Annotated in this window: 14 protein-coding genes; 10 read left to right on the top strand and 4 right to left on the bottom strand. The window is 64.3% G+C overall.

The window, feature by feature from the left end; translation table 11 throughout:
• Window positions 1–226: 226 nt before the first annotated feature.
• Entirely contained in the window at window positions 227–925 is a 699-nt protein-coding gene (locus tag ABVK50_RS06015; RefSeq protein ID WP_353642422.1) for a YrbL family protein, read from the top strand.
• 23 nt (window positions 926–948) lie between these two features.
• Here ABVK50_RS06015 and ABVK50_RS06010 read toward each other — a convergent pair whose 3' ends face one another.
• The gene (locus ABVK50_RS06010; protein ID WP_353642423.1) at window positions 949–1260 is read right to left on the bottom strand and encodes a hypothetical protein; all 312 of its coding nucleotides are present in this window, start codon (window positions 1258–1260) and stop codon (window positions 949–951) included.
• Between the two features lie 30 nt (window positions 1261–1290).
• Here ABVK50_RS06010 and ABVK50_RS06005 point away from each other — a divergent pair, with 30 nt between their 5' ends.
• The 3 genes from ABVK50_RS06005 to ABVK50_RS05995 all read left to right on the top strand — a co-directional run bounded on the left by ABVK50_RS06005 (window position 1291) and on the right by ABVK50_RS05995 (window position 4095).
• Window positions 1291–2166, top strand: coding sequence for a LysR family transcriptional regulator (locus tag ABVK50_RS06005; protein WP_353642424.1), 876 nt, complete (start codon window positions 1291–1293; stop codon window positions 2164–2166).
• A 166-nt stretch (window positions 2167–2332) separates the two neighbouring features.
• Entirely contained in the window at window positions 2333–2881 is a 549-nt protein-coding gene (locus ABVK50_RS06000) for an NAD(P)H-dependent oxidoreductase (RefSeq protein ID WP_353642425.1), read from the top strand.
• Window positions 2878–4095, top strand: a complete 1218-nt coding sequence (locus tag ABVK50_RS05995; protein ID WP_353642426.1) for an MFS transporter — start codon at window positions 2878–2880, stop codon at window positions 4093–4095. Before ABVK50_RS06000 ends, ABVK50_RS05995 begins: the two co-directional genes overlap by 4 nt.
• Window positions 4096–4102: 7 nt before the next feature.
• Here ABVK50_RS05995 and ABVK50_RS05990 read toward each other — a convergent pair whose 3' ends face one another.
• Window positions 4103–5551, bottom strand: coding sequence for a short-chain fatty acyl-CoA regulator family protein (locus ABVK50_RS05990; protein ID WP_353642427.1), 1449 nt, complete (start codon window positions 5549–5551; stop codon window positions 4103–4105).
• A gap of 283 nt (window positions 5552–5834) precedes the next feature.
• Here ABVK50_RS05990 and aceA point away from each other — a divergent pair, with 283 nt between their 5' ends.
• From aceA to ABVK50_RS05965, 5 genes are all read left to right on the top strand, one after another.
• On the top strand, window positions 5835–7124 hold the full coding sequence (gene aceA, locus ABVK50_RS05985; RefSeq protein WP_353642428.1) for an isocitrate lyase: 1290 nt from the start codon (window positions 5835–5837) through the stop codon (window positions 7122–7124).
• Window positions 7125–7264: 140 nt separating this feature from the next.
• Window positions 7265–7510 carry a hypothetical protein gene (locus ABVK50_RS05980; protein WP_353642429.1) on the top strand — a complete coding sequence of 82 codons (246 nt, stop codon included), beginning with the start codon at window positions 7265–7267 and terminating at the stop codon, window positions 7508–7510.
• A gap of 208 nt (window positions 7511–7718) precedes the next feature.
• Window positions 7719–8174, top strand: coding sequence for a response regulator (locus ABVK50_RS05975; RefSeq protein ID WP_353642430.1), 456 nt, complete (start codon window positions 7719–7721; stop codon window positions 8172–8174).
• 66 nt (window positions 8175–8240) lie between these two features.
• Window positions 8241–9674, top strand: a complete 1434-nt coding sequence (locus ABVK50_RS05970; protein WP_353642431.1) for a glutamine synthetase family protein — start codon at window positions 8241–8243, stop codon at window positions 9672–9674.
• 16 nt (window positions 9675–9690) lie between these two features.
• Entirely contained in the window at window positions 9691–10977 is a 1287-nt protein-coding gene (locus tag ABVK50_RS05965) for an FAD-binding oxidoreductase (protein ID WP_353642432.1), read from the top strand.
• Window positions 10978–11223: 246 nt separating this feature from the next.
• Here ABVK50_RS05965 and ABVK50_RS05960 read toward each other — a convergent pair whose 3' ends face one another.
• Window positions 11224–12195: an alpha/beta hydrolase gene (locus tag ABVK50_RS05960; RefSeq protein WP_353642433.1), complete on the bottom strand. Its 972-nt coding sequence runs from the start codon at window positions 12193–12195 to the stop codon at window positions 11224–11226.
• A 145-nt stretch (window positions 12196–12340) separates the two neighbouring features.
• On the opposite strand from ABVK50_RS05960, the gene ABVK50_RS05955 reads away from it, so the two are divergent.
• Entirely contained in the window at window positions 12341–13375 is a 1035-nt protein-coding gene (locus ABVK50_RS05955) for a GlxA family transcriptional regulator (RefSeq protein WP_353642434.1), read from the top strand.
• Window positions 13376–13381: 6 nt separating this feature from the next.
• Here ABVK50_RS05955 and ABVK50_RS05950 read toward each other — a convergent pair whose 3' ends face one another.
• Window positions 13382–14128 carry an SDR family oxidoreductase gene (locus ABVK50_RS05950; protein WP_353642435.1) on the bottom strand — a complete coding sequence of 249 codons (747 nt, stop codon included), beginning with the start codon at window positions 14126–14128 and terminating at the stop codon, window positions 13382–13384.

Raw genomic sequence — 14128 nt, 5'->3', positions numbered from 1 at the left:
AGGAGCCGCCGGATCACAGGCACAGGCGGACACGAGCGGCGTATCCGAAACGGCTGGCCGCCGCGTGGTCCAGCGGCCTGCTCCCTTTGTGGCACGTTTCGGGCAAAAGGCAGGCCTTTTGCGTACAATCGCTATTCTTAGCCGACAAAAACTCCTATGATGTTGGCGGTCTTCGAATAAACGGCCATGGGGGGAAGAGTATCGGCCATAGCGGGAGGCGCGATGCATGCCGGCATTCATGGGTTCCCTTGATCTCTCCCAGGCGCGTCTGGTCGCGCAGGGAGGCGTAAGGTTTGTTTACGAGCACGATGATTTTCCGGGCATGCTCATCAAGGTCTACAAGCCCGACGCCATAGACGACGAAGGACATTTCGTCGGCAAGAAGCGGAAGAGGATGAAATTCCGCCGCCGCCTGGGCGCGTTTGTACAGGTCAACCGCGAAATCGCAGAATTCCTCGCGTTTCAAGCAAGACGCTCCAACCGCGGCGAACAATGGCCAATCGCGAAGATGTTCGGATTCGTCGAGACCGAAATCGGCCTCGGAGTGCTGACCCAAAAACTGACAGCGCCGGACGGTGGACTCGCGCCGACATTGGTCGCTCTGGTTCGTGGCAGGCAATTTTCACCCCGCCATCGGGCGGCGCTGCAGCGCTTTCTCCAGGATCTGGAAGAACGGCACATCTGCATGTGCGATCCGCATCCGAGCAACATCGTGTTTGCCGGCGACATCGAGAATGGCGGGCGTTTCGTTGCGATCGACGGGCTCGGGGCCAAAACGCTGTTGCCGGTCAGGGACTGGTTCAAATTCTTCAACGCGCGCCGCACTCGGCGCAACGCTCAAAGGATTTGGAAGTTCGTTGACGGCCTTGGGAAAGCCTCGACGGAACCCGCCCCGGCGGTTGGTCTCGCCGGCGTGCAGGCCTGACCGCCCCTAGAAGCGTTGCGGCCTCATCGCCGCAGATCGCATGTGTCCAGGCACTGCCGGCCTTCCTTCGGCGGTTCCAATCCGCGGTCCGATGTGAGTTTGCGCAGTTCTCGCCGCGTTGTCACCCAGTTGAGCACACGGCCGATGCGCCGGAAAAGCCCAAGCGTGGACGTATTATCTTCGCAGATATCGACGATATCGACAGGCCTCCTGTTGGCCCGCGTCCGCAACACCTCCCGGTGAATGAAGGTCCAGACAAGCATCTGTTCCACGGCATATATCCTTTCGCCGCTGTTTCGTAATTGAATGATAAGGCTCGTTGCCAAGCTGTTCATCGGCTGAAATCCGCAGTATGTTTTTCAGCAATGAAAAACATCGACTGGAACGATCTTCGGATTTTCGTTCGCGTGGCACGCGGCGGCGGGCTGTCGGCGGCCGCCGCCGAACTCGGCTCCAGCCCCGCCACGGTCGGGCGGCGCATGCTGGCGCTTGAACAGGTTTTGGCCCGGCCGCTCTTCGTGCGGCGCCAGACCGGTTACGAACTGACCGAGCATGGCCGTGCGCTGCTCGCCAAGGCGCTTGCCGTCGAGGCGAGCGCCAGGCCGATCGAGGAATGGCTGGAAGCGGACGACAATCGAGCCACGGTGCGTATCTCGGCCGGCACCTGGACGGCCAATTTCTTCGCGGAAAACTTCGCGCGGCTGTGGACGCCTTCCGATCCGTTCCGCATCGCTTTCAAGACCACGGAAGCAAAGCTCGACATTGCTCACCGCGAAGTCGAGATCGGCGTGCGCAACCGCCAGCCCGACAGCCCCAATCTTGCGGCGCGACGCACCGTCGAAGTAGCGCAGGCGCCGTTCCGCGCCCGCAACCGTCCCGGCGCCCAGCGGGACGACTGGGTTGCCATCACCCCGGAAGACCGGGCGACCCGCTCGGCCAACTGGGTCGCAGCGCAACCGGGCATCGACATAGCCGCCTGGGCGAATACACCCCGGACGCTGCATGACCTCATTCGCGCCGGCGTCGGCACAGGAGTGCTTCCGTGCTTTGCCGGCGATCGCGACCCGTTGCTGGAGCGGGCCGGCGGCACGATCGAGGAACTACGCGAAGGCCAGTGGATCGTCATGCATAATGACGATCGTCACCGCCGCGAGGTGCGCACCGTCATCGACCGCATTGTTGCGCTCGTCACTGCACATTCCGCGCTATTTGCGGGGGAGAGGCCGTTTGGCGAGGGGTAGGCGATACTGGCCTCCCATCCTGCGGTCGTCGGGATGTCACGGCAATCGGCATTGAGCGGGGTTCGCGTATCGCATCGCCGTCGCGCTTTTCGCCCTTGACCTAAACCTTAGTTGAGGTTCTATAGACGAGGCTCCCACTTGAATCCCGAAACGGAGCCACTCCGCAATGCCTCAGAAAATAAAGCTCGGCCTGATCTATGGAAGCGCCCGCGAAGGCCGCTTTTGCGACACGGTCGCCAACTGGGTCGCGAGCGAGATTCGCGGCCGCGAACAGTTCACCCTAAACCTGATCGACCCGCGCGATCTCACCATTGGCCGCGCCGAACTCGCGCGCCGCCTGGGCGACGCCGACGCCTTTGTGGTCGTCACGCCCGAATACAACCACGGCTACACGGCCGATCTCAAATCGCTGATCGACGCCTACAGCAAGCAATGGCAGGCCAAGCCGCTCGCCTTCGTGTCCTATGGCGGAATCTCGGGCGGCTTGCGCGCCGTCGAGCAGTTGCGCCTGGTATTCGCCGAGCTTCACGTCGTGGCCATCCGCGACACGGTGAGCTTTACCAGCGCCTGGAGCAAGTTCGACGAAAAAGGGGAACTGATCGAGCCGCGGGAGGCCCGCCGGGCGATGAACGTCTTGCTGTCGCGGCTGCAATGGTGGGCTATCAACCTGCGGGATGCCCGCGCAAACGCGCCCTACGCCGAGGTGGCGGCATGAACGCGCTTCAGCGGATCGAGCCGGCCGAAACCACACGCATCGGCCGCAACGCGACACTATTGCTGGTCAGCATGCTCACCATCATGGCCGGCGCCACGATCGCGCCATCGCTGCCGGCCATCGAAAGTCATTTTGTCGGTAGCGACAATGTCGAGATCCTCACCCGGCTCGTACTCACGCTGCCGGCGCTCTTCATCGTCGTGTGCGCACCACTTGCCGGCAGTCTTGTGGATCGTTTCGGCCGCCGGCCGCTGCTGATCGCAGCCGCGCTGCTCTACGGGCTGAGCGGCATGTACGGACTGCTGACAGACAGCCTGCCGGGGCTCCTCGTCGGCCGAGCGCTGCTCGGCGTCGCGGTCGCCGGCGTGATGACGACGGCCACCGCCCTTGTCGGCGACTATTTCAGCGGGCCGGCGCGTGATCGCTTCATGGGACTGCAGGCGGCATTCGTCGGCATCGGCGGGCTCGTCTTCCTGACAGGCGGGGGCATGTTGGCCGAACTGCACTGGCGTGCGCCTTTTGCCGTCTATGGCCTGTCGCTGCTTCTGATCCCGGCGGTGTTTGCGTTCATCAACGAGCCGGCGCGCAGCCATCCCGCGGCTGCCGCAATTCCCGCGCAAGCGGCCCAGGTGACCTTATGGCTCGCCGTCGCAGCGGTCTATCTGGCCGCTGTGCTGAACAGCGTCGCCTTCTATTTGATCCCAACGCAGTTGCCCTTCTATCTCAACTCCATGGGCATCGGCTCGCCTACGCTGGCGGGGCTTGCTATCGGCCTTGGCAACATGATCGGGGCGATTGCGTCTCTCCTCTACGCCCGGCTGCGCGCCCGTTTTGGCGTGACCGGCGTGTTCGGCCTCGCCTTCGGCTTCATGGCCACAGGCTATGTGCTGCTAGGACAGGCGAACTCGCTGGTCGTGGTGCTGTCGGGCGCCGGCGTCGTTGGCCTGGGTCTCGGCATGGTAATGCCCAATATCGCGGCGGCAGCCATGGCCGCGGCAGCGCCCGAAATGCGCGGGCGCGTCGCCGGCGGAATGACGGCGAGCGTCTTTGCCGGGCACTTCATATCGCCCTTCGTCAGCCAGCCGATGATCGCCGCCTTCGGCTTCGCCGACACCTACATCTATACGGGACTGGTCGTCGGCCTGATAGCGGCCGGCGCTGCGGCGGCCGCCCTGCTGCGCAGGCGACGAGTTGCCGCCGCGACCGCATCCTGAAGAGAGCCTACTGGAAATCGAAGGCGCTCAACCCTGTCACCATTTCGTCCAGCCCGAGCGGCCGGGTCACCGGCGGCTCGGCGCGCGAGAGGCAGCCGGAGCGCTCGCAGAGGCGGCAGGCCGGCCCGACCGGCGTCGACAGAACCGCACCGGGCTTCGAGCCAACCCCGGCCGGACGGCCCGGAAGCGCCGCGCCATAGACGATCTCGTCCTTGAAGCCGACGTCGCAGCCGAGAAGCAGCGCCGTGCGGCGCGGGCGCTCCGAAAACGCGCCCTGGGGACCTTCGAGCGTGCGGGCCACGCAGAGGAATTCCGCGCCGTCCGGCATTTCGACCGCCTCGACGAAGATCTGGCCCGGTTGGGTGAAGGCTGCGTGCACCGGCAGCTTCGGGCAGCCGCCGCCGAAGCGGTTTTGCGGAAAACCCTGGCTACCCGCCTTGCGGAAGCGGTGCCCGGCATTGTCGACCTCGAGCATAAAGAACGGCACGCCCGAAGCACCTTGGCGCTGCAGCATCGTCAGCCGGTTCGCCGCCTGCTCGAAGGAAACGCCGAACCGCGACTTCAACACGTCGATGTCGTAACGAGCGCGAACAGCCGCCGCCTGAAACGCCTGGTAGGGCATCATCAGCGCATGCGCCGCATAACGGCCGAGTTCGAACCGGGCGATGCGCCGCGCCTCGTCGGACGACAGCTTCAGCCCCTGGATTTCGCCCGCCACGGCGACCTGCATGCGCATCAGGCATGCTTCCATCGCCACTTCGCGCAACTGGTCGAAGGGCGATAATCGCTCGGAGATGAACAATCGCTGCGAGTGGCGGTCATAGCGGCGGCGCCAGTTCGGCATCGTCGCCACCGGCAGCACCTTGACCACGATGCCGTATTCGCCCTTCAGCCACGCCTTCAGCGCGCCGAACAAATCGTCGCCCGGATCGAGCAGCGTAGTGAACGCCTCCGCCTCTTCCTCTATCGCCTGAAAATGGTTCGGGCGTCGCTCGAAAATCTCGCGCACCTCGTCGTAGGGCAGCCTGGCGCCCAGCAGCGCGGTCGCCCTGCCCTCCCGCGCCAGAAGCTCGGAGAGGTCCGACAGCCTTTCGGCCTGCTCCCGGTAGGCCCGAAACAGCTTTATCATCGCCGCCGCCGCGTTTGGCGCCGCCTCGGCGACCTCGATCAATTCCTGGTCGCCCGGCAATTCGCCGGCGAGAAGCGGATCGGCGAAAACCTCACGCAGCGCCGCGATTGAGCCCCGCGCCTCGCCCTGCAACTCCTCCGGATCCACCTTGTAGACTGACGCCAGCTTCAGGATGAGTTGCACCGTCAGCGGGCGCTGGTTGCGCTCGATCAGGTTTAGATAGGAGGGCGAGATGCCCAGCCCCTCGGCCATCGCCGTTTGGGTCAGGCCGCGGGCCGTGCGGATGCGGCGGATGCGCGGCCCGGCGAAGATTTTTTGCTCGGCCATAGGTCAGCGCCGCGCCCCTTGCGGGGAGGCAACGCGGAGTGCACGCCTTGGCAAATTTACTGGAATTGACATGGCGTCCGACCCCGTCATCGTCACTGGAGATTTACAATTTTGACAAATTACAGCCGCTTTCTGTCAAACACAACACAGGTTTTCCCTTATTTTCTCCCGCATCCAGTGATTTCTCTCGCCTCTATCGCACTGCAATGTAAATGAAGTCATACACGGATAAGCTATCCATACGGGAAGACCGTCCGAGACCTCGACCATCTGGAGCCGATCTATGACTGACTTTTACAACCTCGTCCCCTCCGCGCCGGAAGGCCGCTTCGACGGCATCGAACGACCCTACACGCCGGAGGCCGTCACGCGGTTGCGCGGCTCGGTCCAGATCAAGCACAGCCTGGCCGAAATGGGCGCCAACCGGTTGTGGAAGCTCATCCACGAGGAGGATTTCGTCAACGCGCTCGGCGCGCTCTCGGGCAACCAGGCCATGCAGATGGTGCGCGCCGGCCTGAAGGCGATCTACCTGTCGGGCTGGCAGGTCGCGGCCGACGCCAACACCGCTTCCGCCATGTATCCCGACCAGTCGCTCTATCCCGCCAACGCCGCGCCCGAACTCGCCAAGCGCATCAACAAGACGCTGCAGCGCGCCGACCAGATCGAGACCTCGGAAGGCAAAGGCCTCTCCGTCGACACCTGGTTCGCGCCGATCGTCGCCGACGCCGAAGCCGGCTTCGGCGGTCCGCTCAACGCCTTCGAGATCATGAAGGCCTTCATCGAGGCCGGCGCCGCAGGCGTCCACTACGAGGACCAGCTGGCGTCGGAAAAGAAGTGCGGCCATCTCGGCGGCAAGGTGCTGATTCCGACGGCGGCGCACATCCGCAACCTCAACGCCGCGCGGCTCGCCGCCGACGTGATGGGCACGCCGACGCTGGTCATCGCCCGCACCGACGCAGAGGCCGCCAAGCTGCTCACCTCCGACATAGACGAGCGCGACCAGCCCTTCGTCGACTACAGCGCCGGCCGCACCGTCGAAGGTTTCTACCAGGTCCGGAACGGCATCGAGCCCTGCATTGCCCGCGCCATCGCCTATGCGCCCCATGCCGACCTGATCTGGTGCGAGACCTCCAAGCCGGATCTGGCGCAGGCCAGGAAATTCGCCGAAGGCGTGCGGCGGCACCATCCGGACAAGCTGCTCGCCTACAATTGCTCGCCTTCCTTCAACTGGAAAAAGCACCTCGACGACGCGACAATCGCCAAGTTCCAGCGCGAGCTCGGCGCCATGGGCTACAAGTTCCAGTTCATCACGCTGGCCGGCTTCCACCAGCTGAACCACGGTATGTTCGAGCTCGCGCGGGGTTATCGCGACCGCCAGATGGCTGCCTATTCGGAGCTGCAGGAGGCGGAATTCGCATCGGAAGTGAACGGCTACACCGCCACCAAGCACCAGCGCGAGGTCGGCACCGGCTATTTCGACGCCGTCTCAATGGCGATCACCGGCGGCCAGTCCTCGACGACGGCGATGAAAGAATCGACCGAGCACGACCAGTTCAAGCCGGCGGCGGAGTAAGACGCAGGGGACAGTTTACTTTCTTTCCGCGAAAGGCCGCGACGCCTCCAGGTCGGCACGGGCGGAAAAAAGTAAACTGTCCCCGGCACCCATCAAAAATAACGCCCGAAAGGGCAGAACAGGCACGAAGGAGAATCTCAATGGCATCGATCAGCCGCGTCAAGGAAAGGGCCGAGGAACAGTCGTCGGCCATGAACTCCGATCAGCAGGCGACAATCCGGATGCTGGCCAACGACCTGCACCGGCTCAACCAGTCGGTGATGAAAGCGGTGGAGGCCGGCGTGTCGGTCGAACTGGTTCGCTCGGCGCGCCACCATAGCGGCAATGGCAATTGGGGCGATCTGCTGATCCCGGTGATCGTCACGCAGTCCAGACAAAACGACTAAAATACAACCTATCCGGCAGTCGACATCCAGCCGGCCACATTTCGTTCCAGACTATAAGGGCAGCCTGCCTTCACGATTGAAGGCCGGCTGCTTTTGTTTTCTTGAGACTTGAAGAAATGTAGCCCATTTTGAGCTTGACGTAAGCGTAATGCCGGCTATGTTCCGTCCGCAACCGTAAATTGAGCGCTTGACGATCGGCATTGCCAGCATGACCAAATCAGGCCACGAACCGGCACGCCGCCGGCTTACGAACGCAGTCCCCCTGGGCGTAGTGCTGGCGCCGGACTTTTCCCGGGTTCTCGTCGTCGGACGGTCGCCGGTAAACCGGGTCGTCGTCTCGAAGATCATTGAAAAGTCGGGGCTCAAGCCGATTTCCGAAACGCCGGAAGCGGCGGCAAAGATGCTGCGCTCGGTATTCCCCGGCACCGTCATTCTCGACGGCGGCGCCGATAACAGGGATTGCGAGAGCCTGATGGCGCGGCTTGCCTCGTTGCGCAGCGAATGCCGCCACGACGCGCCTTCCGTCATCCTTTTGGCGACGAAATCGCATTGCGAGGCCGATCCGGCGCCGCTCGCCGCTGTCGACGCGGTGGTCGCCAAGCCGATCACCACCGAATTGCTGCAGCCGGTCATCGACCGCCTGCTCGAGCGCGCGCGACAGTAGCCCCCTTCCTTTCCGCGTTGCGGCCCGGCTATAGTGGGAAAATCCGCAACCACAATCTGGTGATTGATGCCACCTGCAAAGAAGGAAGCCCGTCCGTCGAGCCGCGGGGGACGAGCCCGCACGCCCGCATTCGTGAAAAACCTGCGCGGCGTGAAGAACTGGAAGGAAGCCAGCGAGTGGCTGGAATGGCGCGGCATCGAGGACATAGAGTGCATCACCCCGGACCAGGCCGGTGTCGCCCGCGGCAAGATGATGCCGTCGAAGAAGTTCACCTCCAACACCTCGCTGGCGCTGCCTTCGGCGGTGTTCATGATGACGATTTCGGGCGGTTACCCCGAAAACGGCAACGGCTTCTCCTATCCGGAGGATGACGGTGACCTCAAGCTGATGCCGGATCTCTCCACCCTGTCGCCGGTGCCGTGGGAGACCGATCCGACCGCGCAGGTCATCTGCGATCTCGTCCACCAGGATGGCCGCTCGGTCGAGTTCACCCCGCGCAACGTGCTGAAGCGCGTCGTCGCCGCCTATGACAAGCGCGGCCTGAAGCCGGTCGTGGCGCCTGAGATCGAGTTCTATCTCGTGCGCAAGAACCCCGATCCCGACTATCCGCTGGTGCCGCCCGTCGGGCGTTCGGGCCGTCCGATCGGCGGCGGCGCCGGCTATTCGATCGCCGGTGTCAACGAATTCGACGAGCTGATCGACGACATTTATCATTTCTCCGAAAGCCAGGGCCTGGAGATCGACACGCTGATCCACGAGGAGGGCGCCGGCCAGCTCGAGATCAACCTTCGCCACGGCGATCCGATCGAACTCGCCGACCAGGTGTTCCTGTTCAAGCGCACCATCCGCGAGGCCGCGCTGAAGCACGAGACCTACGCCACCTTCATGGCCAAGCCGATCCAGGGCCAGCCCGGCTCGGCCATGCACATCCACCAGTCGATCATCGACAAGAAGACCGGCAGGAACGTCTTTTCCAATGCGGATGGCACAGAAACCGAGGCCTTCGGCCATTTCATCGGCGGCATGCAGAAGCATGTGCCCAACGCGCTGGTGATGTTTGCACCCTACGTCAATTCCTATCGACGGCTGACGCAGGCGGCGTCGGCGCCGGTCAACACGAAATGGGGCTACGACAACCGCACCGTCGCCTTCCGCGTGCCGCGCTCCGATCCCGCTGCGCGCCGTCTCGAAAACCGTATCCCCTCCTCCGACGCCAACCCGTATCTGGCGCTTGCAGCCTCGCTCGCCTGCGGGCTGATCGGCATGTCGAAGCAGATCACGCCCGACGCGGCGGTGCTGACAACCGCAAACGAGGACGAGATCGACCTGCCGCGCAGCCTGCTCGAAGCGGTCGACCTGTTCGAGGCCGACGAGGATTTGAAGGAATTGCTCGGCCACTCCTTCGCCGCCACCTACGCTGCGATCAAGCGGGCCGAGTTCGAGACCTTCATGGAGGTCATCAGCCCGTGGGAGCGGGAATATCTGCTGCTCAACGTGTAGGGGAGTAGGTGCTTCATTGACCTACCAATCTCCCATTTCCCCCGGTGTCTCCTGGTACGAAGACAGTGCCGGCCCGCGCCCCACCTACCCCGCCCTCGATGGCGACGCGAAAGCCGACGTGGTCATCATTGGCGGCGGCTTCACCGGCCTGTCGGCGGCCGCGCACCTCGCAAAATCCGGCGTCGATGTCGTCCTGATCGATGCGAGCCGCTTCGGCGACGGTGCGTCGGGCCGCAATGGCGGTCAGCTCGGCACCGGCCAGCGCGGCTCGCTCGACGATTTGGAGGCCGCCTATGGCTGGACGCGCGCCAAGGCGCTATTCGATCTCGCCGAGGAGGCCAAGGCGCACCTTCTGGAGTTCGCGCGCGTCAACGCAATCGACATCGACTTCATGCCCGGCCAGCTCTCGGTCTCGCACAAGAAACGCTATGTCGACGATTACCGCCGCTACGCCGATTACATGCGTGACAAGGCCGGCTATCCGCATATGACGTTCATGGACGCGGCCGAGACCGCCGAACGCCTGGGCTCGACGCATTACTACGGCGGCATACGCGACACGGGCACCGGCCATATCCACCCGCTGAAGCTGCTCATCGGCACGGCGCGGGTTGCGGCCGAAGCCGGCGCGCGGCTTTTCGAGAACACGCGGTCGACAAGCATTTCGTCCATGGGCGGCAAGATCCGGGTGACGACGCCGACCGGCGCGATCACCGCCGAAAAATGCCTGGTCGCGGTCAACGCCTATGGCGGCGAACTGGAGCCGGTCAGCGCCTCGCACGTCATGCCGATCGGCTCGTTCATCGGCGCGACCGTGCCGCTTCCGGCCGACAGCCCGGTGCTTCCGGGTGGTGAGGCGGTCGACGATTCACGCTTCGTGGTGCGCTATTTCCGCAAGACGCGGGACCACAGGCTGCTGTTCGGCGGGCGCGAGATCTACACGGCCAAAGACCCGAAGGACATACACATCCACATCCGCCGCCAGATCGCCGAGATTTATCCGGCGCTGAAGGACATCGAGATCACCCATGGCTGGGGCGGCTATGTCGGCATCACCGTGCCGCGCAAGCCGTTCGTCCGCGAAGTCATGCCGGGCGTCATCTCGGCCGGCGGCTATTCCGGCCACGGCGTCATGCTGTCCAATTTCGTCGGCAAGCTCTACGCCGAGACGGTCGCCGGCAACCGCGACCGTCTGAATCTGTTCGAGGAACTGAAGATCCCGGCCTTCCCCGGCGGCCGCCGCCTTCGCGCCCCGCTGCTGTTCCTCGCGCTCAACTGGTTCGCGCTGAGGGACCGGATTTAGGAGAGGAATGCGGTCGGCTTCGCTCCGGCTCCGCACCTGAGGGCTTTTTGGTTTACGGCTGCAAGGCTGCCGTGGCGATAGGGACAGTTTACTTTCTTGGCCCGGAAAGACTCGGGCCGTGGCGATGTCGCGCTAGGGCCAAAAAGTAAACTTCCCCTGCGGCAGACTGGGCGTGGCAATGATGATGCGCGCAGATGCCCTACCTCCCGTCAAAGGGAGTTAGGGCATCGCTGCAGTGAAGCGCCTTTACCCCCTGGCGAAGGCGAGCAGGTCGTCGTTGAGCTGCTGCTTGTGCGTGTCGCCGAGCCCGTGCGGCGCGCCGGGATAGACCTTTAGCGTCGCATTCGGGACCAGCTTGGCGGCGGCGTGGGCCGAGCGGCCGATCGGTACGATCTGGTCGTCGTCGCCGTGGACGATCAGGGTCGGCACGTCGAACTTCTTCAGGTCCTCGGTGAAGTCGGTTTCGGAAAACGCCTTGATCGAATCATAGGCATTCTTGTGGCCGGCCATCATGCCCTGCAGCCAGAAGGCGTCGATCATGCCCTGCGAGGCGGTAGCGCCCGGGCGGTTGAAGCCGAAGAAGGGGCCGCTGGCGAGATCGCGGTAGAGCTTCGAGCGGTCGGTGATCGAGGCCGCGCGCAGGCCGTCGAACACGTCGATCGGCAGTCCTTCGGGATTGGCTTCGGTCCTGGCCATCAGCGGTGGCACGGCGGAGATCAGCCCAGCCTTGGCGACGCGGCCGGTGCCGTGGCGGCCGATATAGCGGGTGATCTCGCCGCCGCCGGTGGAGAAGCCGACCAGGAAGATGTCCCTGAGGTCCAGCGCCTCGATGACGTCCGCCAGATCGTCGGCATAGTGGTCCATGTCGTTGCCGTCCCATGGCTGGCTGGAGCGGCCGTGGCCGCGGCGGTCGTGGGCGATGACGCGGAAGCCGTTGGAGGCCAGATGGAGCGCCTGCGATTCCCAGCTGTCGGCGCTGAGCGGCCAGCCATGGCTGAGCACGACGGGCTGCCCCTTGCCCCAATCCTTGTAGTAGATTTCAACGCCGTCGCGGGTGACGATCTTGCTCACGGTCATTCTTCCTTCTGCTTGGGTGGAGGTTGCTGTGGAACTTGCCGCTGCTGCGGGCGCGATTGCAAGCCCGGCGGCGGCGGCGCTGCCGGCAAGCAAGTTGCGGCGAGAGAGAACGGTGTCGGCGAACGATGTCTGGTCGGTCATTTTCGGCTCCTTCGGGCTTTCGGTTTCGAGACGGCGGCGCTGTTTGCATGTCTGCACTGCGCCGCCGTCTGGTTGTGTTGATAGCCCGCGGCTCCTAAGCTCGCGCTTGGCGAAACTGACATTAACCGCGACGGAACTGACAAATATGACGATGGGCGACGAGCCGGTCGAAATCGGCATACTGATCTATCCCGAGGCGCAGAGGGCCGCGATCCACGGGCTGACCGATCTCTTTCATGTCGCCAATCTGATGAGCGAGGAGCGCGGCGGCCGCGCTCCGGCGCGGCTCAGGGTCACGCATTGGCAGATGACGGCGGACGGGCGCGAGGTCGCGAAAGTCTTCGACAGCCATAAGGGGCCGAGCGCCGGCCCGGCCGCGCTGCTTCTGCCGCCGAGCCTGACCACGGAACTGCCGGTCGGCGACCGCGTCGGCTGCCTGCCCGACTGGATCAGGAGCCGGCATGCAGCCGGCGCGATGATCTGCTCGATCTGCGGCGGCGCCTATCTGCTGGCCGAGGCCGGACTGCTCGACGGACGCCTCGCCACGACTCACTGGAGCCATGCCGAGCAGATCGCCGCGCGCTTTCCACGCATTCGCCTCGATATCGGCAAGCTCATCATCGACGACGGCGACATCATAACGTCAGGCGCGATGATGGCGTGGATCGATCTCGGACTGAAGCTCGTCGGAAGGTTCATGGGCCCGGGCGTCACGCTGGCGACTGCGCGCTTCATGCTGGTCGATCCGGCCGGGCGCGAGCAGGCCTTCTACACCACCTTCGCACCGAAACTGCACCACGGCGACAGCGCGGTGCTGAAGATCCAGCACTGGCTCCAGGCGCATCACACCGACAGAGTGTCGCTCCAGATGATGGCCGAGAAGGCTGGCATGGGCGAGCGGACGTTCCTGCGCCGTTTCCAGAAAGCCACCGGCCTCAACCCGACCGAATATCTGCAGCAGTTGCGCATCGCCAAGGCGCGCGAGCTGCTGGAGATCTCCAGTCTGAAGGTAGAGCAGGTCGCATGGCAGATCGGCTATGAGGACGTCGGCGCGTTCCGAAAAATCTTCCGTCGGGTGCTCGGCCTGTCGCCCGGCGAATACCGCCGGCGCTTCTTCGTGGGGGACCTGGAGGAGAGCCGGGCGGCCACGCCGCTGGAGGCAGCGGGCCTGCCGGCCTGAAACACTTCAGATGCAGCGCCCGCCATCGACCTCCAGCGCCACGCCGGTGATGAAGGCGGCTTCGTCGGAGGCGAGCCACAAAGCGGCGTTGGCAATATCGAGCGGCGTCGACAGCCGGCCGAGCGGGATCGAGGCGCGGAATTTAGCCCGCAGTTCCGGCGTATCCTCGCCCATGAACTGGGCCAGCATGCCGGTCTCGCCGGCCACCGGGCAAAGGCAGTTGACGCGGATGTTCTTCGGCGCAAGCTCGACCGCCATCGACTTGGTCGCGGTGATCGCCCAGCCTTTGGAGGCGTTGTACCAGGTCAGGCCCGGACGCGGACGCAGGCCCGCGGTCGAGGCGGTGGTGATGATGACGCCGCCGCCCTGTGCGTCCATGATCGGCACGACGGCGCGGGCGGAATGGTAGATCGCCTTCATGTTGACGGCGGTGATCAGGTCGAACACGTCCTCCTCGACCGCCAGCATGTCGCCGTTTCGGTGCGTGTAGCCGGCATTGTTGACCATGATGTCGATGCGGCCGAAGGCGTCCATCGCCGCCGCCACCATCTGATCGAATTCCGACTGCAGCGAAACGTCCGTCTGGACGGAAATGGCGTTCTTGCCGATCTCGTCGGCGACGCGCTCAGCGCCCTTGGCGTTCAGGTCGGCAACGACGACTTTCGCGCCTTCTTCGGCGAAGCGCTTCGCCATGCCCTCGCCGAAACCCGACGCCGCGCCGGTGATGATGGCGACCTTGTCTTTCAGACGCAT

This window comes from Mesorhizobium sp. WSM2240, assembly GCF_040438645.1.
Classification (GTDB): Bacteria; Pseudomonadota; Alphaproteobacteria; order Rhizobiales; family Rhizobiaceae; genus Allomesorhizobium.
This window is presented reverse-complemented; position numbering and strand designations above follow the sequence as displayed.

Bases quoted from the DNA above. Each gene is read 5' to 3' on its own strand.
- ABVK50_RS06015 (WP_353642422.1), top strand. From the start codon at position 227: ATGCCGGCATTCATGGGTTCCCTTGATCTCTCCCAGGCGCGTCTGGTC.
- ABVK50_RS06010 (WP_353642423.1), bottom strand. From the start codon at position 1,260: ATGAACAGCTTGGCAACGAGCCTTATCATTCAATTACGAAACAGCGGC.
- ABVK50_RS06005 (WP_353642424.1), top strand. From the start codon at position 1,291: ATGAAAAACATCGACTGGAACGATCTTCGGATTTTCGTTCGCGTGGCA.
- ABVK50_RS06000 (WP_353642425.1), top strand. From the start codon at position 2,333: ATGCCTCAGAAAATAAAGCTCGGCCTGATCTATGGAAGCGCCCGCGAA.
- ABVK50_RS05995 (WP_353642426.1), top strand. From the start codon at position 2,878: ATGAACGCGCTTCAGCGGATCGAGCCGGCCGAAACCACACGCATCGGC.
- ABVK50_RS05990 (WP_353642427.1), bottom strand. From the start codon at position 5,551: ATGGCCGAGCAAAAAATCTTCGCCGGGCCGCGCATCCGCCGCATCCGC.
- aceA (WP_353642428.1), top strand. From the start codon at position 5,835: ATGACTGACTTTTACAACCTCGTCCCCTCCGCGCCGGAAGGCCGCTTC.
- ABVK50_RS05980 (WP_353642429.1), top strand. From the start codon at position 7,265: ATGGCATCGATCAGCCGCGTCAAGGAAAGGGCCGAGGAACAGTCGTCG.
- ABVK50_RS05975 (WP_353642430.1), top strand. From the start codon at position 7,719: ATGACCAAATCAGGCCACGAACCGGCACGCCGCCGGCTTACGAACGCA.
- ABVK50_RS05970 (WP_353642431.1), top strand. From the start codon at position 8,241: ATGCCACCTGCAAAGAAGGAAGCCCGTCCGTCGAGCCGCGGGGGACGA.
- ABVK50_RS05960 (WP_353642433.1), bottom strand. From the start codon at position 12,195: ATGACCGACCAGACATCGTTCGCCGACACCGTTCTCTCTCGCCGCAAC.
- ABVK50_RS05955 (WP_353642434.1), top strand. From the start codon at position 12,341: ATGACGATGGGCGACGAGCCGGTCGAAATCGGCATACTGATCTATCCC.
- ABVK50_RS05950 (WP_353642435.1), bottom strand. From the start codon at position 14,128: ATGCGTCTGAAAGACAAGGTCGCCATCATCACCGGCGCGGCGTCGGGT.